The sequence below is a fragment of the Streptomyces sp. NPDC051684 genome (assembly GCF_044453445.1).
GTDB lineage: Bacteria > Actinomycetota > Actinomycetes > Streptomycetales > Streptomycetaceae > Streptomyces.
On record NZ_JBITCS010000011.1, the window covers coordinates 52731 to 70240 of the forward strand.

Consider the following 17510-nt stretch of genomic DNA (forward strand, 5'->3'; position numbering starts at 1 on the left):
CCTGACGAGAGACACGACCGGAGGAGGAACCATGGGGCTGCCGAAGGTGGTCACGCGCGAGGAGTGGCGCGCCGCTCGCGAGGAACTGCTCGCCCTGGAGAAGGCGGCGACCCGCGCGCGGGACGCGCTGAACACACGGCGGCGCGAGCTGCCCATGGTCGAGATCGACAAGTCGTACGTGTTCGAGGGCCCGGACGGGAAGTCGGAGCTGCTCGACCTGTTCGAGGGGCGCCCCCAACTGGTCGTCTACCACTTCATGTTCGCGCCGGACTGGGACGCGGGCTGCCGCAGCTGCTCCGGATTCCTCGACCAGATCGGGCACTTGGCGCATCTGCGGGCCCGTGGCACGGAGTTCGCGGCGGTGTCCCGCGCGCCGTTCACCAGGATCCTGCCGTTCAAGGCGCGGATGGGGTGGACGGTGCCCTGGTACTCGTCCCATCTCAGCGATTTCAACCTGGACTTCGGTGCCACGGTGGTGGGCGAGGACGGCGTCCCGCAGGAGCAGCCCGCGATCAGCTGCTTCCTGCGCGAGGGGGAGCGGGTCTTCCACACGTACTCGACGTTCGCCCGCGGCATGGACCACATCGGGTTCACCACGAACCTCCTGGACCTCACCGCCCTCGGCCGCCAGGAGGAGTGGGAGGAACCGGCGGGGCGCGCGTCGGCCCTCGGCGCCCCGGCGGGCAGCGCGCGGGTGCGCTACCACGACGAATACCTCGACTGAGACGAGTACCTCGACCGAGACCCGCTGAGAGCCGCCGGAAGTCTCGGCACGGACGACCTGACCGCGTCTCAACCCGGTGTCATTCTCGTCACGTTGCGAGCCGGAACCGCCCCTGTCAACGTTCTCCCTCATGAAGCGCCAGGACGCATCGGGCGCCGCACATCGGCACGATCACGGGGGCAGGGACAAGTGATGATCAACGGACGAGTGGTGTTGCAGCGTTTCCCGGCGGGCGGACCCCGCGGCTCCTGGCCCGCGGAGGAGTACGCGAGCCGGCGCCGTCAGGAGGGCCAGCCGGCCGAGGTGGTCATGGACCTGGCGACGGACGCGTTCCTGGTGATCGTGCGGGAGCCGGCCGCCGATCCGGTGGGCTGACGCCCGCGGCGGAACCGGGACCTACGAGGCGCCGACCGAGCGCGACCACACCGGCGTGGTCCCGGTGACCCGGCACAGCGCGAGGTACAGCGGAATCGGCGGCGTGTACGGCACCGAATCCTCCGGGCAGTGCACGAGGGACGGGGCCCGCGGGGCATCGCGCACCAGGGCGCCCGCCGTGTAGGCCGCGGGCGCGGGCCACTCCAGGGACACATCGGAGTCCGAGGGCACGAGCCACCACCAGTGCGCCCCGTCCGCGTAGACACAGCCCATGCGCGGCAGCCGCTTCGCCATCGCCCGGCCGAACTCCTCGGGCACGGCGACGGCGTCGCAGCCGAGCGGCGCGGTCATGCCCGCGGGCACGCTGAGCCGCACGGGCCGGGCGCGGCCCGCACGCGGCGCGTCCGCGTGCTCCGGATGCCGGGGGCGACGCCTCCGGGCCAGTCCGGCCAGCGAGTTCAAGTGCATCGTCCGCTTGCCCGTTGTCACCACGCCCATCCGATCCCGTTTCGCACGTTCGTCGTTCCTCCGCCCGCCGTCCGGCAGGAGCGGACGTTCACCAGGCCCATCCGGCGCCGTCCGAGGCGCCCGGGACGGGGCCCGGCGGTTGCGGAGCCTCTTCGTCGCGGGGCAGTTCGGCCCAGACCAGGAGACCGGGCCCGGTCTCCTGGGCGCCCCACGCCGTGGCGACCGCGGCCACGAGAAGGAGCCCCCTGCCGTGCTCCTCCTCGGGCGCGACACGGCCCGCGCGCGCGTCGCCGGGGATGCAGCCCTCGTCCCTGACCGCTATCCGCAGCCGGTCACCGGCGTCGTCGCGCAGTTCGCGCAGTTCGCAGTGGATGCGCCGGCTCGCGGTGTGCACGATCGCGTTCGTGACCAGTTCGGACACGACGAGGGCCGCCGCGTCCAGGGTGTCCTCGCACGCGCCCCACGCACTGAGGTGAGTGCGCGTCACGCGCCGGGCCTGAGCGGCGGAGCCCGGATGGGGAGCCAGTTCGAAACTGCTGCGGCGGACCGCCGACGGGTGGGCCCCAGCCGGGGTACCCGAACGGTCACCGAGCGTAGTTTCGCCGGCTTCTGTTCCTAAAGGCGCAGACGGAGTCACGCTTGCCACTATCTCCCCGCCATGAACACTTGGCAAGGGCCACTCTGAAAAGTGCAGAGTGGCGTATGCCGTGTGGAGCGGGCATGGCAGACTGCTCGCAGCAGTGCGCCACGCGGCCTCAATCATGGGTGAACCGCAGGGAAACGGCCGGTGAGGGACGTCTTTCGGACCTTTTCTCGCGGTGTGAAGTGGCGGGATTCAGACATCAGGACTACTGGGAGGTAGGGGGCGTGAGCGAACCCCGGTCCGCTCCGACGGTCGGCCAGGTCGTTCTCGGCCGCCGCCTGCAGGACCTTCGCGAGGGCGCCGGGCTCAAGCGCGAGGAGGCCGCGAAAGTACTCCGCGTGACCGCCGCGACGATCCGCCGCATGGAGACCGCCGAGGTCTCGCTGCGGATCCCGTACGTCCAACTGCTCCTCAAGGCCTACGGCGTCGCCGACGACGAGGCGGCCTCCTTCGTGCAGCTCGCGGAGGACGCGAACAAGCCCGGCTGGTGGCAGCGCTACCACGACATCCTGCCCGGCTGGTTCTCGATGTACGTGAGCCTGGAGGGCGCGGCCCGGCTCATCAGGTCGTACGACCCGCACTTCGTGCCGGGCCTGCTGCAGACCGAGGACTACGCGCGCGGGGTGCTGGAGTCGGGCGCCATAGGGCGGGCCCTGGCCGAGGACCCCGACGTGGTCGAGCGGCACGTGGCCCTGCGCCTGCAGCGCCAGAACCTGCTCACCCGCGAGGACGCGCCCCGTCTGTGGGTCGTGATGGACGAGACCGCCCTGCGCCGCCCGGTCGGCGACGCGGACGTGATGCGTGGCCAGATCGACCGGCTCCTCGAGGCGATGGAGCTGCCGAACGTGACGCTTCAGGTCGCGGAGTTCGCCGCGGGCCCGCACCCGGGCACGTACGGCCCCTTCGTCCTGTTCCGATTTGCCATGTCAGAACTGCCGGACATGGTCTACAGCGAGTACCTGACAGGCGCGGTCTATCTCGACGCGCGCCCCGAGGTGGCCACCCACCTCGAAGTCATGGACCGCATGGCGGCGCATGCCGCGACGGCGCAACGCACAAAGGAGATCCTCCGTGATCTCCGCAAGGAGCTGTGAATGGACTCGATCAAGGACCGAATACGAGGCGTCGACGGCGAGCCGATCTACAACGGCATGCCGGCGCGCGAACTCGGCAGCGAGGGCTGGCACAAGCCCTGGAGCGGTGGCAACGGGGGCAACTGCCTCGAAGCCATGAAGCTGGCCGACGGGCGCGTCGCCGTACGTCAGTCCTCGGACCCGGACGGGCCCGCGCTGATCTACACCATCGGTGAGATCACCGCGTTCATCGAGGGAGCGAAGTCGGGGGCCGCGGACTTTCTGCTCTCGTGACGTACCGCGGGCCGGCCGTTTCAGCGGGCGGTCCGCTCAGACGGTCATCGGGCGGTCGTGCGCCCCGATCGGCTCCGGAAGCCGTGTGCGCCCCGTCAGCCAGCGGTCGACCGCGGCGGCCGCCGCCCGGCCCTCGGCGATCGCCCACACCACGAGCGAGGCGCCACGCCCCGCGTCACCCGCGACGAACACGCCGGGCACGCCCGTCGAGAACGCGGCGTCCCGCGCGAGCCGGCCCCGCTCGTCGACATCGAGGCCCAACTGGTCGATGAGGCCGCCGGCCCGGCGCTCGGGCCCGTGGAAGCCGAGCGCGAGCAGCACCAGATCGGCGGGCAGCGTCCGCCCCGTCCCCGGCAGCGGCCGGCGCCCCGCGTCCACTTCCACGAGATGCAGTTCCCGCACGTGCCCCGCCGCGTCCCCGGTGAAGCGCAGCGTGGAGGCGGCGAAGAGCCGGGCGTCCGCGTCGGCCGCCGGGGCCGTGCGCAGCTCACCGGCCTCCTCGTGCGCGGCGGAGAGCCGGTACAGCTTCGGGTACGTCGGCCAGGGCTCGACGTCCTCGTCGCGTGCCTCGCCCGGCCTGTCGTAGATGTCCAACTGCGTGACGGACGCGGCCCGTTCGCGGACCGCCGTGCCCAGGCAGTCGGCGCCGGTGTCGCCGCCGCCGACGATGACGACGTGCTTGCCGGTGGCTGAGAGCGGATCCGGCTGTTCTTCCTGCGCGGCGCGCGTCTCGTTCTCGTACTTGCGGTTGGCCCACGGCAGGTACTCCATCGCCTGCTCGACTCCGGTCAACTCCCGCCCTGGCACGTCGAGTTCACGCCAGGCCGTGGCGCCGGCCGCGATCACCACGGCGTCGTAGCGGGACCGCAGGTCGGCGGCCCCGAGGTCCCGGCCGATCTCCGTCGAGGTACGGAATCGCACGCCTTCCTTGGCCAACTGGTCGAGCCTGCGGTCCAGTTGTCGCTTCTCCAACTTGAACGCGGGGATCCCGTAGCGCAGCAGCCCGCCCGGCCGGTCGTCCCGCTCGTACACGGCGACGGTGTGCCCGGCCCGCGTCAGCTGCTGCGCGGCGGCGAGCCCGGCGGGGCCCGAGCCGACGACGGCGATGGTGCGGCCGCTGTGCCGCTCGGGCGGCTGCGCGGACACGAGGCCCTCGTCCCAGGCCCGGTCGGCGATGGCGACCTCGACGTTCTTGATGGTCACTGGAGCAGGAGGGGCGGCCCGCAGGGGCCCGGTTGAGGGTGGTGGTGGGAGGCGGGTGGGATGATTGATGGCGAGGACGCAGCCGGCCTCGCACGGGGCCGGACACAGGCGGCCGGTGAACTCCGGGAAGTTGTTCGTTGCGTGCAGCCGCTCGCTCGCCGCCCGCCAGTCGTCCCGCGAGACCAGGTCGTTCCACTCGGGGATCAGGTTCCCCAGCGGACACGCCTCGTGGCAGAACGGGATCCCGCAGTCCATGCAGCGGTCGGCCTGTGCCTCGACGATCGGCAGCAGACCGCCGGGGACGTACACCTCGTCCCAGTCGCGGACCCGCTCCCCGACGGGGCGGCGCGGTGCCTCCTGCCGGGGCGTGCTGAGGAAGCCCTTGGGGTCGGCCATGGCCGTCTCCCTACGCCGTGACTCCTGCCGGTGCTCCGGTTCTTTTCGTCACGATACGTCGGGTGGGCGCGGGCCGCTCCGGCTCACGTCAGGGCGAGCACGAACAGCGCGGAGGCGGCGGCGCCCGCCGCGGCCCGTACATGGTTCCACCGCACCCACTCGACGAGGTACGACCGCCACTGCGCGGCGGCGCTCTCGGACTCCTCGTCGCCGGAGAGGCCGGCGAGCGCCGCGTTGCGCGGCACGTTCGCCAGGACCGTCACGCCGAAGGACCCTGCCAGATACAGCCCACAGCCCACCAGCAGCTCGACGGCGCCCGGATCGGGCCAGAGCAGGAACGTCACGACCGCGATCACCGCGCACAGCACCGCCGCGCCGAGAAAGACGATCATGAACGGCGGCGTGAGGGCGGCGATGTTGATGGAGTTCATCGCGGCGATCCCCTGTGCGGCCGGCAGCGCGCCGAGCCCGCGCATCACGAACGTGGAGAACGCGATGAACACCCCTGAGCTCACGCCGCACCAGACCGCTCCCAGTACGACCAGCGCGAAATACGGACCTTCGATCATGCGTCCCCCCTGTCTGAGAGCGATCATGCCGCAGTTTGTCGGTTGTGGACAGTGATTTCACGATTACATTGAGCGAACGGTGCCGCTTGTGGCGGTTCTGTGGAGCACCTGCCACGCGTCCAGTACCGCCGCCACCTCCTCGGCCACCCGCGACCGGGCCTCCCTGCGGGGCAGGCCCGCCATCAGCAGGCGGTCGTACGGTGTGTCCACATGGCGCACGGCGGCCCGCACCGCCGCCGTGACCGCGCCCTGCGAGAACGCCCGCCCCGCCGCGCTCCGGCCCACCCGCCCGCTCCCGCGCACCCCGGCGTGCGCGGCGATCGCCGCGGCCCGGTCCGCCGGACAGCCGGGATACATCAGCAGGATCCGCGCCGCGAACTCCGTCACGAACACCGCGTCCTGCGCCGCCCGCCGCGCCGCGTCCCGCGCCCGCCGCCGGGCCCGTGCCTCCGCGTCCGCCAGACAGGGCGCCTCGGCCCGCGCGAGTGCCGCCTCCTCGACGAGCACGCCCTGCCGCTCGTACCGCCCGCGCCTTCGGTGGAAGCGCACGACGACGGCCGAGAGCGCGCTCTCCTCGCGCGCCCTGCGGGTCAGCGCCGTGTCCCCGCGCGGCAGGAACACGAGGTGCCCCAGGTCGGCGCAGTCCAGACAGCGGGGCTGCCCGCCCTCCAGGGTCAGCAGCCCGAGCGGCCCCCGCCGGCAGGCGCCGCACCGCTTGCGCTTGACCGGCTGGAAGACGAGGGGGCCGCGCGCGGCCTGCGGTGGGGCGGCTCTGGTCATACGAGCGTGATGCCCGCCCGGACGTCCCCTGCATCATGGAGGGCGTGCGACTCGAAGCGATCACCTGGGAACGGCTCGGCGAGGCCCTCGCCGAGCGGCTGCTCGACCTGAAGCCGGCCGACGGCGGCCCGTGGCTGAAGGTCGCCCTCGACGGGGCGCCAGCCGCCCGCCCCGGCGAGCTCGCCGCGCTGGTCTCCGAGGCCCTGCGCACCCGCGGCCGGTCCTCGCTCACGGTCGGCACCGAGGGCTTTCTGCGCCCGGCCTCGCTCCGGTTCGAGTACGGGCACCGGGACGTCGAGGCGTACTACAGCGGCTGGTTCGACACGGGCGCGCTGTGGCGCGAGGTGTTCGGACCGCTCGAACCGGACGGCACGGGCCGGGTCCTGCCCGACCTGTGGGACCCGGTCACGGATCGCGCGACCCGCAGCGGCTACGTCCAACTCCCGCCCGGCGGCGTGCTGCTGATGCACGGCCCGCTGCTGCTGCACCACTGGTTCCCCTTCGATCTGACCGTGCACGTGAGCCTGTCGCAGGGCGCGCTGCGGCGCCGCACCCCCGAGCCCGAGCAGTGGACGCTCCCGGCCTTCGAGCGCTACGACTCCGAGACCGGGCCCGCCGCGAGCGCCGACGTCGTCGTGCGCGCGGACGACCCGCGCCATCCGGCGTGGAGCGGGTGACCGCTCAGCCCCGTACGGTCGCGTGCGCCGCGTGCGCTGTGCGGGTCACAGCCAGCCGTTGCGCTTGAACCCCCGGTACACCACGAAACAGATCACCGCTATCACGGACATCATCAGCGGATAGCCGAACCGCCAGTGCAGCTCAGGCATGTACGTGAAGTTCATGCCGTAGACGCCGCAGCCCATCGTCGGCACGGCCACGATGGCGGCCCACGCCGTGATCTTGCGCATGTCCTCGTTCTGCGCGACCGTCACCTGCGCCAGGTGGGCCTGCAGGATCGAGTTGAGCAGTTCGTCGAAGGACGCTATCTGCTCCGCCGCCCGCAGCAAGTGGTCCGACACATCGCGGAAGTACGCCTGTATCTCGGGCGGCACGGCGGGGAAGGGGCGCCCCGAAAGCTCCTGTATCGGCCGCGACAGCGGCACCACGGCACGCTTCAACTCGAGCAGCTCACGCTTGAGTTGGTAGATCCGGCCGGGGTCGGCCTTCGCGCCGTTCTGCGCGAAGACGTCCGCCTCGACCTCGTCGATGTCCGCCTGGACCTCGTCGATCACTGTCAGATAGTCGTCGACGACGCTGTCCGCGATCGCGTGCAGTACCGCCGCCGGGCCCTTGGCCAACTGCTCCGTGTCCGCTTCGATGCGCTCGCGCACGGGGCCGAGCGAGCCGTGCCGGCCGTGCCGCACCGTGATCACGAAGTCCTGGCCGAGGAACACCATGATCTCGCCGGTGTCCACCACCTCGCTGGTGGCGGTCAGCTCCGCGTGGTCGACGTAGCAGACCGTCTTCAGCACCGCGAAGAGCGTCTGCCCGTACCGCTCCACCTTGGGCCGCTGGTGCGCGTGCACCGCGTCCTCGACGGCCAGGGGGTGCAGGTCGAACAGCTCGGCGATGTCCGCGAACTCCAGCTCCGACGGCTCGTGCAGCCCCAGCCAGACGAACCCGTCCGCGGCCTTGCGCACCGCGCGCACCGACTCGACGAGGTCGCTGTCGCCCGACTCGCGCACGCCCTCCCGGTAGGTCACGCAGTTCACCACCGCGGAGCCCAGCGGGGAGCGCGCCGGGTGGCTCAGGTCGACCCTGGGCGTGCGCCGCGCGAGCCGCGCGACCTTGCGCAGGCTGCTTACCCTGCGCAGACCGCCGACCTTCCGCAGATTGCCCGCCATCGACATGCTCGGCCCCTCCTGGCTTCCGTCCGCTCTCCGTCCTGCCCTCGTCGCGTCCTTGGCGCGCTCCTTGGCGCGTTCTTTGGCGCGGAGACGACTTGGTGGGTCAGTCTGCCAGCGGTCACCGACGGCGTGTCCAGCCCTGTGGGAACGGAATACTCCGCTCCGCTGCGCAATATCCCGTATTCAACGTTTGGGCTGGGATGATCGGTCCATGATGCGATCAGGCGAGCACGCGTACCTCCTCGACAACCGGCAGCCCGAGGCGGGGCGGCGCTTCGACGCCTTCTCGGTCCTCTTCGACCCCACGACGTTCCGGCACATCGAGCGGCTCGGCATCGGTTCCGGCTGGCGCTGCTGGGAGGTCGGCGCCGGCGGCACGTCGGTGGTCTCGTGGCTCGCGCGCAAGGTCGGCCCGACCGGCCGTGTCCTGGCCACCGACATCGACACGTCCTGGCAGACCGCCACGCCCCGCACGCCCGTCGAGGTGCGGCGCCACGACATCGGCCTCGACGAGCCGCCCGCGGAGAGCTTCGACCTGGTGCACGCGCGGCTCGTCCTGGTCCATGTCCCGGACCGGGAGCGGGCGTTGGCGTCGATGATCCGCGCCCTGCGTCCCGGCGGGCGGCTGCTCGTCGAGGACGCCGACCCCGCGCTCCAGCCCCTGCTCTGTCCGGACGAGGCGGGTCCCGCGCAGCAGTTGGCCAACCGGCTGCGGCACGGCTTCCGTTCCCTGCTCGCGGAGCGCGGCGCCGACCTGGGCTACGGCCGCAGGCTGCCCGGCCTGCTGCGGGCGGCGGGCCTGCGCCAGGTCGAGGCGGACGCGTACTTCCCGCTGGCCTCACCGGCCTGCACGGCGCTGGAGACGGCGACGGTCGGGCAGATCCGCGAGCGGCTCGTGACGGCGGGCCTTGCGACGGACGACGAGATCGACCAGCACCTGGCGAATGTCGCCGAGGGCACCATGGACCTGGCGACGGCTCCGCTGATCTCGGCGTGGGGGAGGAAGTAGGGCTGCGCCCCCCGCGGGGCGCAGCCCACTCCCACTTCCCCTCCCGGCCGGCCTCAGACGGGCCGGACTCCGCTCAGCGCGCCGTGCGGGTCGAGGACGTACTTGCGGCTCGCGCCCTGGTCGAACTCCGCGTAGCCGCGCGGCGCGTCCTCGATGCCGATCACGGTCGCGTTGACGGCCTTCGCGATGTGCACGCGCTCGTGCAGGATCGCCATCATCAGCCCCCGGTGGTACTGCATCACCGGGCACTGACCGGTCGTGAACTGGTGGCTCTTCGCCCAGCCGAGGCCGAGCCGCACCTTCAGCGTCCCGGTGCGCGCGTCCTGGTCGACGCCGCCCGGGTCGTCGGTGACGTACAGGCCGGGGATGCCGAGCGCGCCACCGGCCGCGGTGAGCCCCATCAGCGAGTTGAGGACCGTGGCCGGTGCCTCGGGTGCGTCCGGGCCGTGCGCGCGGGCCTCGAAGCCGACCGCGTCCACGGCCGCGTCCACCTCGGGCACCCCGAGGATCTCGGCGACCTGCTCCTCCACGGTGCCGCGCGTGAGGTCGACCGTCTCGCAGCCGAAGCTCCGTGCCTGCGCGAGCCGTTCGGCGTTCATGTCGCCGACGATCACCACGGCCGCCCCGAGGAGCTGCGCCGACGCGGCCGCCGCGAGCCCGACGGGCCCGGCTCCGGCCACGTACACCGTCGAACCGACCTTCGTGCCCGCCGTCACCGCGCCGTGGAACCCGGTCGGGAAGATGTCGGAGAGCATGGTCAGGTCCAGGAGCTTCTCGCGCGCCTGCTCGGCGTCGGGGAAGCGCAGCGCGTTGAAGTCCGCGTAGGGGATCATCGCGTACTCGGCCTGGCCGCCGACCCAGCCGCCCATGTCGACATAGCCGTAAGCCGCCCCGGGGCGTGCCGGGTTGACGTTCAGGCAGATGCCGGTCTTGCGCTCCTTGCAGTTGCGGCAGCGCCCGCAGGCGATGTTGAACGGCACGGAGACGATGTCCCCGACGTCCAGGAACTCGACGTCCGGGCCCTTCTCCACGATCTCGCCGGTGATCTCGTGACCCAGGACGAGGCCCTCGGGCGCCGTGGTGCGGCCGCGCACCATGTGCTGGTCGCTGCCGCATATGTTGGTGGCGAGCACCTTGAGGATCACGCCGTGCCGACAGGTCCTGCCCACGTTCTGCGAGGCCACTCCGGGCCCGTCCTTCAGCTCAAGGGTCGGGTGGTCGATGGTCCTGACCTCGACCGTGCCCGGCTTGAGATATGCGACTGCCCTGTTTCCGCTCATCCCTGATCGCCGTCCCTTCGGCTCCGTGACTCGTCTACGGCGGATGCTCCGGCTGTGCGCACGGCGGAGTCTGCTACCGAAACGGCGTTCTGAGGAGCCTTCCGGCCGCAGTTGTTGAAGCCTCGACGAGCCGTCGAGTCGGCGGGACCCGTACGGCACAGGCCGTCCAGTGAGAGCAGAGGCACAGGTCGTCTACGGTGACTGGCCATGACCACGAACGACCGACCCGCGACCGCCCTGGGCTCCTTCGCCGTCCACGTCCCGGACGCGGAGCTCGAACCCGAGCCCCTCGACCCCGCACAGATCGTCTCCGGCGCCCCCGAGGTGACCGGCAAGGTGCTGTGGGAGTCCGTCGACGGCAAGCAGCTGCGCGGCATCTGGCAGATCACGCCCGGCGTGGTCACCGACACGGAGGCCAACGAGCTGTTCGTGGTCGTCAGCGGCCGCGCCACGGTCACGGTCGAGGGCGGCGAGAGCCTGGAGCTCGGCCCCGGCACGGCCGCCGTGCTGCGCGAGGGCGACCGGACGACCTGGACGGTGCACGAGACCCTGCGCAAGGCGTACCACATCACCCTGGGCTGAGCCCGCGCCCGAACAGCCGCTTCCGCTAAGGGTGTTGGGTCCGCCGCGTGAACAGCGCCAACGCCCCGAGCGGCAGCAGCAGGCACGCCGCGGCCAGGTTCAGCCACGCGTAGCTCGCCGTCGCCACCACGATGCCGGCCGTCGCGCCGCCGATCCCCGCCGACAGGCTCGTCGTCAGATCGGAGAGGCCCTGCGCGGCGGCCCGCGCGGCCTGCGGCACCGAGTCCGTGAGCAGCGCGGAGCCCGCGACGAGCCCGGCCGACCAGCCGAGCCCGAGCAGGAACAGCGCCGCCGCGCTCTGCCCGTGACTCCCGCCCGCGGTCCCGGCGAGCAGCGCCGCGCACGCGAGCAGGCCCACCGCGAGCCCGATCACCGTCAGTCGCCCGAACCGGTCGGCGAGACGCCCCATGACCGGAGAGAACGCGTACATCCCCGCGATGTGCCCGCTGATCACGAGCCCGATCAACTCGATGCCCGCGCCGTGGTGTTCGAGGTCGACCGGCGTCATCGACATCACGGACACCATCGCCGTGTGCGACACCGCCACCGTGACGAGGGCCAGCCGGGCGCGGGGGGACGCGGACACCGCCGCGAACCCCGCCCGTATGGAGCGCGCGGCCGGCGACTGCTCCTCCGCGGGGGCCAGGGACCGCGCGGTCAACAGCGGGTCCGGGCGCAGCGACAGGTGCACCACGATCGCCGATATCAGGAACACCCCGGCCGCCCAGACGAACGGTCCGGCCTCCGCCGGTATGCCGAGCCCGGAGACGCTGCGGCCCGCGGGCGCCGCTATGTTCGGTCCGAGGACGGCGCCGATGGTGGTGGCCCACACGACGGTCGAGATGGCGCGGGCCCGCCGGTCGGGCTCCGCCAGGTCGGCGGCCGCGTACCGGGCCTGGAGGTTGGCGGAGGACGCCGCGCCGAAGCCCATCAGGCCGATCAGCAGCAGCGGAAACGTGCCGATCGCCGCGGCGACGACGGTCACCACGGCCCCCAAGGTGCCGATCAGATAGGCCAGTACGAGGCCGGCCCGCCGCCCACGGGCGTTCATCAGCGCGGCCAGCGGCACCGACAGCACCGCGGTCCCCGCGACGCTCGCCGTGGACGCGAGGCCGGAGAGCGCCTCGTCTCCGCTGACCTTCTTGGCGAGCACGGCGGCCAGCGCGATCCCGGTGGCGGTCCCGAGCCCGCCGAGTATCTGCGAGGCGACGAGCACCCGCTGCGTACGCCGCTGCAGCGCCTCCGTCCCCGGCTCGGCGTCGCCGGTCCGCCCGACCGGGTCGGTGCTCCCGCCCTGCGGTGGCACATCCTCCGGCCGCCGCAACTGCCCCTCGTCCGTGCTCAACTCACAACCCCCCGATCAACCCCGTGGACCCTGCCCGTCCGCCCCACCCCAGGACCGTCTCAGAACAACGGCTCGGGCAACACCCCTTCCAGGGCGAGCAACTTCCGCTTCGTCTCGAGCCCGCCCCCGAAGCCGCCGATCCCGCCGTCGCGCTCCACGACCCGGTGGCACGGCACCACGACCGGCAGCGGATTGGCCCCCATGGCCAGGCCCACGGCCTGCGCGGCGCCCGGCTGTCCGACCCGGTGGGCCAGATCCCCGTACCCGACGACCGCCCCGAACGGCACCCCGGCGAACAGCTCGCGCAGCACCTCCCGGTTGAAGCCGGTGATCAGCGACCAGTCGAGCGGCACATCGAACTCGCGCCGCCGCCCGGCGAAGTACTCGGCGAACTGCCGTATCGCCTCGGCGAGCAGCGGGGAGTCGGGTGCCTCGACGGGCTCGGCCCCGAGCCGGGAGCCGAGCCGGTCGAGCGCCTTGTCCCGCACCGCGTCGGTGGCGTGGAAGACCACGTTCACCAGACCGGCGTCCGTCGCGGCGAGCAGCAGCGGGCCGATGTCGCTGCGCACGACTGCCCATACGGCCTGCCGCGGCGCGGCGGGAGGGGTCTCGATCGGTCCAGTGGCGTTCATGCCGACCACGGTACGGCCGGGCACTGACAACGCCGGGCGGGTCAGCCGCCGACGGCCGCCCGCACCACGTCAGGGGCGTTGCTGATGATCCCGTCGACGCCGTAGCCGGCCACCTTCTGCGCGGTCTTCGCGTCGTTGACGGTCCAGGTGTACGACTCGAGCGGCTTGCCGTGCGGGCCCTTGAGCGCGTGCACCGCCTTGACGTAGTCCGCCGAGATCGTCGAGTGCGACGGATTGACCTGGTCGGCGAACTTCGCGTACGCGGGCAGCTCGGACACGGCGGGTGTGCCGAGGAAGCCCGTCTTGATGTCCGGGCGCCGGGCGTGCACGGTCCGCACGCTGTCCGCGTTGAAGCTCTGGATGATTAGCCGGTGCTTGACGTCCCAGGAGTCCAGCCAGCCGTCCCTGTGCAGCTGGTGCAGGATCTGGTCCTCGATGCCCGGGTACAGCTCGGGCGACTTGATCTCCATGAGCAGCTTCTGGTGGTTGCGGTCGACGCGCCGCAGGTACTCGTGGAGCGTCGGGATCCGGGTGCCCGTGTACTCGGCGCCCTTCCAGCTGCCCGCGTCCAGCTTGGCGATCTCGCTCGAGGTGAAGTCCGCCACGTTCCACGGGGAGCGGTCCGGATAGACCTGCTCGACGTTGGTGGTGCGGGCCAGTGTGGTGTCGTGCAGGACGACCAGGGCGCCGTCCTTGGTGCGCTGCACGTCGTTCTCGACCCAGGTGCCCCCCAGGGCGCGCGCCCGGTCGATGGCCGCCAGGGTGTTCTCGGGGGCGTACGCGGAGGCGCCGCGGTGGGCGACGACCACGGTTCTGTTGGGTTGGGGGGCGGCTTGTGCAGCGGTGGGCAGGACCAGGACACCGATGACGACGGAGCCCGCCACTGCGGTCAGGGCGGCTGCTGTGCGTCCGTACACGTGTGCTCCTCATGCGTCGTGGAATCACGGACTGTACGAGATTGACAGCAGAGAGCGAACGAAGAGTAGGCGCAGGATGGTCAGGAGTTGAACGGAGTCACTCAACTGCGGCCGACCCCCGTGTCGTGCGCCCGGTTTCTTTGCCGGAAAATCGTTCGGACGTTCCTGTGTGCGCTTTAATCTCCACCTCACCCGCGGCCGCCTCGGCCGCCGCGCGCGAAGGGACGAGCTGCACACCTCACGGAAATCCAGTCGGAAGGGCTGTCACGCATGCAGGGTTCGGTCGACGGCTTCAGTTACGGGCTCGTCACACCGGTGGTGGCGTATCTCATGGCCTGCATCGGAGGCGCCCTGGGGCTGCGCTGCACCACCAGATCCCTGCTCGTCGCCAACACCTGGCGGATGGGGTGGCTCGCCCTGGGATCGGCGGCGATCGGCTCCGGGATCTGGACCATGCACTTCATCGCGATGATGGGCTTCAGCGTGAAGGGCATGACGATCCGCTACGACCCGCTGACCACGTTCGCGAGCCTCGGCGTGGCCGTCCTCATGGTCGGCATCGGCGTCTTCATCGTCGGCTACAAGGGCGCGACCGGCCCGGCCCTGTTCACTGGAGGCACCATCACGGGCCTCGGGGTCGCGTCCATGCACTACCTCGGAATGGCCGGAATGCGTCTTCACGGGACGATCAGTTACAACACGTTCACCGTGGTCGCCTCCGTGGTCATAGCCATGGTGGCGGCGACCGCCGCCCTGTGGGCGGCCGTCCAGGTGCGCGGCATCATGTGGAGCCTCGGCGCGAGCCTGATCATGGGGCTCGCCGTCTCGGGGATGCACTACATGGCGATGGCGGGGGTCAGCGTCCACGCGCACACCGATGCCGCGGGCGCCCTCGGAGGGGACTCGGCCGCCGCCATCCTCGGTCCCATGCTGATCGGCCCGCTGAGCTTCCTGCTGCTGGCCGGAGTGGTCGTGGTTTTCGACCCGATGCTGGTGACGGGCCGCCCCGACTGGCGGGACGGCCGAGCGGCGCAGGCCCGGCTCGGCACCCCCGCGCCGACCGTCCCGCGGCTGCGCCGCCCGCTGCGGCGACCCACGTCGCGCACCCCGCAGGACTGGTGACCCGGAGCCCCTGAAGGCCGGGCCCCACAGGGGTTCGGACCCGGTTGTCAGTGGTGGGTCGTACGGTTGGTTCCATGCGGCCCGTATCCAAGATCGAACGCACGGTGGCGCCCTTCGAGGTCGTCAGCCCGTACCAGCCCAGCGGTGACCAGCCCGCGGCCATCGCCGAGCTGGAGAAGCGCGTCTCCGGGGGCGAGAAGGACGTCGTCCTGCTCGGCGCGACCGGCACCGGCAAGTCCGCCACCACGGCGTGGATGATCGAAAAGCTCCAGCGCCCCACGCTCGTGATGGCGCCGAACAAGACGCTGGCCGCCCAGCTGGCCAACGAGTTCCGCGAGCTGCTGCCGAACAACGCGGTCGAATACTTCGTCTCGTACTACGACTACTACCAACCCGAGGCGTACGTGCCGCAGTCGGACACGTACATCGAGAAGGACTCCTCGATCAACGAGGAGGTGGAGCGCCTGCGGCACTCCGCGACGAACTCGCTGCTGACCCGCAGGGACGTCGTCGTGGTCGCCTCCGTCTCCTGCATCTACGGCCTCGGCACCCCGCAGGAGTACGTGGACCGCATGGTCCCCCTGAAGGTCGGGGACGAGATCGACCGGGACGACCTGCTGCGCCGCTTCGTGGACATCCAGTACACGCGCAACGACGTGGCGTTCCAGCGCGGCACCTTCCGGGTGCGCGGCGACACCATCGAGATCTTCCCCGTCTACGAAGAGCTCGCGGTCCGCATCGAGATGTTCGGCGACGAGATCGAATCGCTCTCCACGCTGCACCCGCTCACCGGCGAGGTCATCAGCGACGACGACTCGCTGTACATCTTCCCGGCGACCCACTACGTGGCGGGTCCCGAGCGCCTGGAGCGCGCGGCCAACGACATCGAGAAGGAGCTGGAGGAGCGTCTCGCCGAGCTCGAGAAGCAGGGCAAGATGCTCGAGGCCCAGCGCCTTCGCATGCGCACCACGTACGACCTGGAGATGCTCCGCCAGATCGGCTCCTGCTCCGGCGTGGAGAACTACTCGATGCACTTCGACGGCCGCGAGCCCGGCTCCCCGCCGAACACGCTGCTCGACTACTTCCCGGACGACTTCCTGCTCGTGATCGACGAGTCGCACGTCACCGTGCCGCAGATCGGCGCCATGTACGAGGGCGACGCCTCCCGCAAGCGCACCCTCGTGGACCACGGCTTCCGGCTGCCCTCCGCGCTCGACAACCGCCCGCTGAAGTGGGAGGAGTTCCAGGAGCGCATCGGTCAGACCGTCTATCTGTCGGCGACCCCCGGCAACTACGAGCTCTCGCGCGCGGACGGTCACGTCGAGCAGATCATCCGCCCCACCGGCCTCGTCGACCCCGAAGTCGTCGTGAAGCCCACCGAGGGGCAGATCGACGACCTGGTGCACGAGATCCGTACGCGCACCGAGAAGGACGAGCGCGTCCTGGTCACCACGCTCACCAAGAAAATGGCCGAGGACCTCACGGACTACTTCGTCGAGCTCGGCATCCAGGTCCGCTATCTGCACAGCGACGTCGACACCCTGCGCCGCGTCGAGCTGCTGCGCGAGCTGCGCGCGGGCGAGTTCGACGTGCTGGTCGGCATCAACCTGCTGCGCGAGGGCCTCGACCTGCCCGAGGTCTCCCTGGTCGCGATCCTCGACGCCGACAAGGAAGGCTTCCTGCGCTCCGGCACCTCGCTGATCCAGACGATCGGCCGCGCGGCGCGCAACGTGTCGGGTCAGGTCCACATGTACGCGGACAAGATCACGCCGGCGATGGAGAAGGCCATCGACGAGACCAATCGCCGCCGCGAGAAGCAGGTCGCCTACAACGAGGCGAACGGGATCGACCCCCAGCCCCTCCGGAAGAAGATCAACGACATCGTGGCGTCCATCGCGCGCGAGGACGTCGACACGGAGGCGCTGCTCGGCACCGGATACCGCAAGGGCGGCAAGGACGGAAAGGGTGCCAAGGCCCCCGTGCCCGCCGCCGGGAAGGCGGAGGCGCCGGCCAAGAAGAAGCGCGGCAAGGCGGAGGAGACGGTTCCCACCGACCGTCCCGCGGCCGAGCTGTCGGGGCAGATCGAGGAGCTGACCGAGCGGATGCGGGCGGCCGCCGCGGACCTGCAGTTCGAGGTCGCGGCACGGCTGCGCGACGAGGTGTCGGAGATGAAGAAGGAACTGCGGCAGATGAAGGAGGCAGGCATCGCCTGACCTGCCACGACGGGCGGGGTGACGGGGGCATGTCGCAA

General features: G+C 71.3%; 19 protein-coding genes. 9 read left to right on the forward strand and 10 right to left on the reverse strand.

What is annotated here, in order from left to right; all coding sequences use genetic code 11:
• Positions 1 to 31: 31 nt before the first annotated feature.
• Together ACIA8D_RS15540 and ACIA8D_RS15545 are read left to right on the forward strand one after the other, a co-directional pair.
• Positions 32 to 724, forward strand: coding sequence for a DUF899 domain-containing protein (locus ACIA8D_RS15540; RefSeq protein ID WP_399232307.1), 693 nt, complete (start codon positions 32 to 34; stop codon positions 722 to 724).
• Between the two features lie 192 nt (positions 725 to 916).
• Positions 917 to 1099, forward strand: coding sequence for a hypothetical protein (locus ACIA8D_RS15545; RefSeq protein WP_399232308.1), 183 nt, complete (start codon positions 917 to 919; stop codon positions 1097 to 1099).
• Positions 1100 to 1120: 21 nt separating this feature from the next.
• Here the strand turns inward: ACIA8D_RS15545 and ACIA8D_RS15550 are convergent, their stop codons facing one another.
• Together ACIA8D_RS15550 and ACIA8D_RS15555 are read right to left on the reverse strand one after the other, a co-directional pair.
• Positions 1121 to 1597 (reverse strand): hypothetical protein, encoded by a 477-nt coding sequence (locus ACIA8D_RS15550; protein ID WP_399232310.1) that lies wholly within the window; start codon positions 1595 to 1597, stop codon positions 1121 to 1123.
• 58 nt (positions 1598 to 1655) lie between these two features.
• Entirely contained in the window at positions 1656 to 2054 is a 399-nt protein-coding gene (locus ACIA8D_RS15555; RefSeq protein ID WP_399232312.1) for an ATP-binding protein, read from the reverse strand.
• Between the two features lie 380 nt (positions 2055 to 2434).
• Between ACIA8D_RS15555 and ACIA8D_RS15560 the strand changes: the two genes are divergently transcribed.
• Positions 2435 to 3304: a helix-turn-helix domain-containing protein gene (locus ACIA8D_RS15560; RefSeq protein ID WP_399232313.1), complete on the forward strand. Its 870-nt coding sequence runs from the start codon at positions 2435 to 2437 to the stop codon at positions 3302 to 3304.
• Complete coding sequence (locus ACIA8D_RS15565; protein ID WP_266720810.1) at positions 3305 to 3577, forward strand: DUF397 domain-containing protein; 273 nt, start codon at positions 3305 to 3307, stop codon at positions 3575 to 3577.
• 36 nt (positions 3578 to 3613) lie between these two features.
• On the opposite strand, the gene ACIA8D_RS15570 is transcribed toward ACIA8D_RS15565, so the two are convergent.
• From ACIA8D_RS15570 to ACIA8D_RS15580, 3 genes are all read right to left on the reverse strand, one after another.
• Entirely contained in the window at positions 3614 to 5176 is a 1563-nt protein-coding gene (locus tag ACIA8D_RS15570; RefSeq protein WP_399232315.1) for a glutamate synthase subunit beta, read from the reverse strand.
• Between the two features lie 83 nt (positions 5177 to 5259).
• Complete coding sequence (locus ACIA8D_RS15575; protein WP_399232317.1) at positions 5260 to 5745, reverse strand: DUF1772 domain-containing protein; 486 nt, start codon at positions 5743 to 5745, stop codon at positions 5260 to 5262.
• A gap of 63 nt (positions 5746 to 5808) precedes the next feature.
• The gene (locus ACIA8D_RS15580) at positions 5809 to 6525 is read right to left on the reverse strand and encodes a DUF2293 domain-containing protein (RefSeq protein ID WP_399232319.1); all 717 of its coding nucleotides are present in this window, start codon (positions 6523 to 6525) and stop codon (positions 5809 to 5811) included.
• 44 nt (positions 6526 to 6569) lie between these two features.
• On the opposite strand from ACIA8D_RS15580, the gene ACIA8D_RS15585 reads away from it, so the two are divergent.
• Positions 6570 to 7202, forward strand: a complete 633-nt coding sequence (locus tag ACIA8D_RS15585; protein ID WP_399232321.1) for a uridine kinase — start codon at positions 6570 to 6572, stop codon at positions 7200 to 7202.
• Between the two features lie 45 nt (positions 7203 to 7247).
• Here ACIA8D_RS15585 and ACIA8D_RS15590 read toward each other — a convergent pair whose 3' ends face one another.
• Positions 7248 to 8375 (reverse strand): magnesium and cobalt transport protein CorA, encoded by a 1128-nt coding sequence (locus ACIA8D_RS15590; RefSeq protein WP_399232323.1) that lies wholly within the window; start codon positions 8373 to 8375, stop codon positions 7248 to 7250.
• A gap of 208 nt (positions 8376 to 8583) precedes the next feature.
• On the opposite strand from ACIA8D_RS15590, the gene ACIA8D_RS15595 reads away from it, so the two are divergent.
• A complete protein-coding gene (locus ACIA8D_RS15595; protein WP_399232325.1) occupies positions 8584 to 9381 on the forward strand; it encodes a methyltransferase domain-containing protein in 798 nt (265 codons plus the stop codon).
• Between the two features lie 53 nt (positions 9382 to 9434).
• Here ACIA8D_RS15595 and fdhA read toward each other — a convergent pair whose 3' ends face one another.
• Positions 9435 to 10661, reverse strand: a complete 1227-nt coding sequence (gene fdhA, locus ACIA8D_RS15600; RefSeq protein ID WP_399232326.1) for a formaldehyde dehydrogenase, glutathione-independent — start codon at positions 10659 to 10661, stop codon at positions 9435 to 9437.
• A gap of 207 nt (positions 10662 to 10868) precedes the next feature.
• Here fdhA and ACIA8D_RS15605 point away from each other — a divergent pair, with 207 nt between their 5' ends.
• The gene (locus ACIA8D_RS15605) at positions 10869 to 11243 is read left to right on the forward strand and encodes a cupin domain-containing protein (protein WP_399232328.1); all 375 of its coding nucleotides are present in this window, start codon (positions 10869 to 10871) and stop codon (positions 11241 to 11243) included.
• Positions 11244 to 11268: 25 nt separating this feature from the next.
• On the opposite strand, the gene ACIA8D_RS15610 is transcribed toward ACIA8D_RS15605, so the two are convergent.
• From ACIA8D_RS15610 to ACIA8D_RS15620, 3 genes are all read right to left on the reverse strand, one after another.
• Entirely contained in the window at positions 11269 to 12480 is a 1212-nt protein-coding gene (locus ACIA8D_RS15610; RefSeq protein WP_399232577.1) for an MFS transporter, read from the reverse strand.
• Positions 12481 to 12647: 167 nt separating this feature from the next.
• On the reverse strand, positions 12648 to 13220 hold the full coding sequence (locus tag ACIA8D_RS15615; RefSeq protein ID WP_399232330.1) for a methylated-DNA--[protein]-cysteine S-methyltransferase: 573 nt from the start codon (positions 13218 to 13220) through the stop codon (positions 12648 to 12650).
• Positions 13221 to 13261: 41 nt separating this feature from the next.
• A complete protein-coding gene (locus tag ACIA8D_RS15620) occupies positions 13262 to 14137 on the reverse strand; it encodes a glycerophosphodiester phosphodiesterase (RefSeq protein WP_399232331.1) in 876 nt (291 codons plus the stop codon).
• A 270-nt stretch (positions 14138 to 14407) separates the two neighbouring features.
• On the opposite strand from ACIA8D_RS15620, the gene ACIA8D_RS15625 reads away from it, so the two are divergent.
• Both ACIA8D_RS15625 and uvrB read left to right on the forward strand, forming a co-directional pair.
• Positions 14408 to 15259, forward strand: a complete 852-nt coding sequence (locus tag ACIA8D_RS15625; RefSeq protein ID WP_399232333.1) for an MHYT domain-containing protein — start codon at positions 14408 to 14410, stop codon at positions 15257 to 15259.
• A gap of 74 nt (positions 15260 to 15333) precedes the next feature.
• On the forward strand, positions 15334 to 17472 hold the full coding sequence (uvrB, locus tag ACIA8D_RS15630; protein WP_399232335.1) for an excinuclease ABC subunit UvrB: 2139 nt from the start codon (positions 15334 to 15336) through the stop codon (positions 17470 to 17472).
• Positions 17473 to 17510: the final 38 nt, after the last annotated feature.